The 3,709-nt window shown below is 72.1% G+C and carries 5 protein-coding genes; 3 read left to right on the top strand and 2 right to left on the bottom strand.

All coding sequences use genetic code 11. From position 1 onward, the window contains the following. Positions 1-127 precede the first annotated feature (127 nt). Positions 128-1,090 (top strand): NADH-quinone oxidoreductase subunit NuoH, encoded by a 963-nt coding sequence (gene nuoH, locus HUW36_RS27995; protein WP_174530875.1) that lies wholly within the window; start codon positions 128-130, stop codon positions 1,088-1,090. Between the two features lie 141 nt (positions 1,091-1,231). Here the strand turns inward: nuoH and HUW36_RS27990 are convergent, their stop codons facing one another. After that, positions 1,232-2,284, bottom strand: a complete 1,053-nt coding sequence (locus HUW36_RS27990) for a glutathione S-transferase family protein (RefSeq protein WP_174530874.1) — start codon at positions 2,282-2,284, stop codon at positions 1,232-1,234. An 88-nt stretch (positions 2,285-2,372) separates the two neighbouring features. Here HUW36_RS27990 and HUW36_RS27985 point away from each other — a divergent pair, with 88 nt between their 5' ends. Next, a complete protein-coding gene (locus HUW36_RS27985) occupies positions 2,373-2,795 on the top strand; it encodes an ester cyclase (RefSeq protein ID WP_174530873.1) in 423 nt (140 codons plus the stop codon). Between the two features lie 18 nt (positions 2,796-2,813). On the opposite strand, the gene HUW36_RS27980 is transcribed toward HUW36_RS27985, so the two are convergent. After that, a complete protein-coding gene (locus tag HUW36_RS27980; protein ID WP_246248360.1) occupies positions 2,814-3,014 on the bottom strand; it encodes a hypothetical protein in 201 nt (66 codons plus the stop codon). A gap of 105 nt (positions 3,015-3,119) precedes the next feature. Here HUW36_RS27980 and HUW36_RS27975 point away from each other — a divergent pair. Then, positions 3,120-3,709, top strand: a 590-nt coding sequence (locus tag HUW36_RS27975; protein WP_246248359.1) for a NuoI/complex I 23 kDa subunit family protein, incomplete at its 3' end; no start/stop codon positions are given.

Genomic DNA, 3,709 nt, shown 5'->3' with positions numbered 1-3,709 from the left:
CGCGTCCGGCCCGGGAACGTCCCGCGCGCCCGGCCCCCGGTGCGCGTCCCGGGCGTCCCGTGCCCGGGGAACGGCCGACCGGGCCGCCCCGCCAGGAGCCGGGGCCCGACACGGCGGGGGAGTCCTGATGCCCGACTGGTTGGAGCTGGTCCTGCGGGTGGTGGGCGTGCTCGTCGCGTTCCTCACCCTGCCGCTGGTCGTCGGTCAGGCCGAGCACAAGGTGATGGCCCACATGCAGGGCCGGCTCGGGCCGATGTACGCCGGCGGTTTCCACGGCTGGGCGCAGCTGGTGGCCGACGGGATCAAGTTCGTGCAGAAGGAGGACGTCACCCCGCGCGAGGCGGACCGGCAGGTGTTCCGGCTCGCGCCGGCGGTGGCCCTGGTGCCGTACCTGCTCGCCCTGCTGGTCATCCCGCTCGGCCCGGGTGACCTGGTCGCCCAGCCGCTGGACATCGGCCTGTTCTTCGTGCTCGCGGTGGTGGGCATCGGTGTGCTCGCGGTGCTCATGTCCGCCTGGGCGTCGGCCAACAAGTACAGCCTGCTCGGCGGGCTGCGCGGCGCCGCCCAGCTGCTCGCCTACGAGTTGCCGCTGGTGCTGGCCGCCGCCTCGGTGGCGATGGCGGCGGGCACGCTCAGCCTGCCCGGCATCGTGGAGGCGTGGCGGCCCTGGTGGCTGCTCTGGCAGGCGCCGGCCATGGTGATCTTCTTCGTGGCCGGGCTGGCCGAGATCCGCCGCCCGCCGTTCGACATGCCGGTGGCCGACTCCGAGCTGGTCTTCGGCTACATGACCGAGTACACCGGCCTGCGGTTCGCGTTCTTCCTGCTCGCCGAGTACGTCGGCATCGTGGTGATCGCGGCGCTGACCACCGTGCTCTTCCTGGGCGGTTGGCAGGGTCCGTTCGCGGACGCCCAGCTCGGCTGGCTGTGGACCCTGCTCAAGGTCTTCGCGGTCGCCTTCGTGATCATCTGGCTCCGGGTGAGCTACCCGCGACTGCGCGAGGACCAGCTCCAGCGCCTCTGCTGGCTGGTCCTGGTCCCCCTGGCCCTGGCCCAGCTCGTCCTCACCGCCGCCGTCCGCCTGGCCCTGTAGCCCGCCCGCCGTCCCTCCCTCCCCGTCCCCGCCCGCCCCCTCTCCCCGGCGATCTTGCACTTTCTGCCCCGGCGAAAGGGGCAAAGCGTCCAGGTTCAGGGCCCAAAGTGCAAGATCGCCGGGGTCGGGGCGAGGGCGGGGTCAGCGCAAGGGGGTGTGGGTCGGGTCTACCCGCTCGGACTCGGGTGGGGGCGGGGGTGGGGTGCCGTCGCCGAAGGGGCGGCCGCCCAGGTCCTCGCGGCCGTGCGGGATCAGCCAGTTGCTCAGGTCGGGGCCGAGCGGCACGATCCCCGTCGGGTTGATGTCCCGGTGGACCTCGTAGTAGTGCCGCTTGATGTGGTCGAAGTCGATCGTGTCGCCGAACCCGGGCGTGGTGAACAGGTCCCGCGCGTACGCCCACAGCACCGGCATCTCGCTGAGCTTCTGCCTGTTGCACTTGAAGTGCCCGTGGTAGACCGGGTCGAAGCGCACCAGCGTGGTGAACAGCCGTACGTCCGCCTCGGTGATGGTGTCGCCGACCAGGTACCGCTGCCCGGCCAGCCGCTCGCTCAGCCAGTCCAGCCGGTCGAACAGCCTGTGGTACGCCTTGTCGTACGCCTCCTGGCTGCCGGCGAAGCCGCACCGGTAGACCCCGTTGTTGACGTCGGCGAACACGACCTGGTTGACCTCGTCGATCTCGGCGCGCAGCGGTTCCGGGTAGAGGTCCGGCGCGCCCGGCCGGTGGTGCGCCGTCCACTCGGTCGTGAGGTCCAGGCTCATCTGCGCGTAGTCGTTCGTCACCACCTGCCCGGTGGGCACGTCGACGAGCGCCGGGACGGTGATGCCGCGCTCGTAGCCGGGGAAGCGGGCGAAGTAGGCGTCCGCGAGCCGCTCGATGCCGAGCACCGGGTCCTTGCCATCCGGGTCGAGGTCGAACGTCCAGCTCCGCTTGTCGTGGGTGGGCCCGGCCACGGCCATCGAGATGGCGTCCTCCAGCCCGAGCAGGCGCCGGACGATGATCAGCCGGTTGGCCCACGGGCAGGCCCGGCTGACCGCCAGCCGATAGCGCCCCGGTTCCACCGGCCAGCCGTCCCGCTCGTCCGCGGTGATCCGGGTGGCGATGTAGCGCTGGTCCCGGGTGAACTCGCCGCCCGGTTCCACGTACTTGCCGCCGGTCCGGTCGAGGACCTCGTCGTTGCTGCCGGCCACGCCCACCTCCCGAGTTGACTTCCGCTCCCATCATGGTCGCTCCGGGCCGTCCCGGCAGGCCGAGCGGGAACGGGAGGGGCATAGGCTGCCGGCCGTGACCGATGTGGAGGCGGCGGCCCGACGCTTCATCGCCGACGTGTGGAACGCCGGCCGCGAGGAGAGCGCGTACGAGCTGGTGGCCCCGGACTGTCCCGGGCTGGGCGGCACCGGGCCGGACTCGGTGCTGGCCTGGCACCGGGACCGGCGGGCGTCCTTCCCCGACCTGCGCTACAAGATCGTCGAGGTGGTGGCCGGCGGCGGGCGGGTCGCGGTGCACTGGCGGGCCGCCGGCACCCAGGCCGGGCAGTTCGGCCCGGTGCCGCCGACCGGCCGCGTGGTCAGTTATTCGGGCGCGACGTTCCTGCGCTTCGACGACGCCGGCCGGATCGTGGACGTGTGGAGCGTGAACGAGCTGTTCCAGGTGCTCCAGCAGCTCGGCGTGGAGATGCTGCCGCCGCTCACCCCCGGTGAGGCGTGATCCGGCTGATCGGCAGGTTCACCGGGAACGGCTCGCCCAGTCTTCGTCGAGCGCGACGCCGAGCAGCATCGCGATGCTCTGGTGCGTCCGGCCGCGCAAGGACATGAGCAGCACTCCATCGAGCAGTTCGCGGCGGCGACCGTCCTCCGGCAGCAGGTCCAGATCATCGGTCGTCCACGCACGCTCGGGTGGACGGAAACTCTCCAGGTCGGTGGTCATCCGACCAGCCCTTGGCGGTGCGTCGTTCTCCCCGGGCTCACGATACCGCCGCCAAGAGTCGGGGGGTGGTCGCGCGCGCCCGGGGCACAGGGCAGGATGGGCGGCATGAGCGAGCACGGTGGAGTGCCCGGCACCGGGCTGGTGAAGGGGCTGGCGGTCACGTTGAAGACGATGACCCGCCGCTCGACCACCCAGCAGTACCCGGACGTGGCCCCCGAGCTGCCGCCCCGCTCCCGCGGCGTGATCGCGCTGCTGGAGGAGAACTGCACGGTCTGCATGCTCTGCGCCCGCGAGTGCCCGGACTGGTGCATCTACATCGACTCGCACAAGGAGGAGGTGGCGGTGCCCGGCGCCGCCCGCCCCCGCCAGCGCAACGTGCTCGACAAGTTCGACATCGACTTCTCGCTCTGCATGTACTGCGGCATCTGCATCGAGGTGTGCCCGTTCGACGCGCTCTACTGGTCGCCCGAGTTCGAGTACGCCGAGTACGACATCAAGGACCTGCTGCACGACAAGGACCACCTCGGCGAGTGGATGGCCACCGTGCCCCCGCCGCCGGCCCACGACCCGCTCGGCGACCCCTCGAAGGAGGAGACCACCGCCGCCCGCAAGGCCGCCGGCCCGCCCGCCCGTCCGGCCCCGACCCGGGTACGCCCCGACGCCGCCGGCGAGCCGGGCGGAGGCGCGGCCTCGTG

The organism is Micromonospora maritima, from assembly GCF_902825405.1.
GTDB lineage: Bacteria > Actinomycetota > Actinomycetes > Mycobacteriales > Micromonosporaceae > Micromonospora > Micromonospora maritima.
This window is presented reverse-complemented; position numbering and strand designations above follow the sequence as displayed.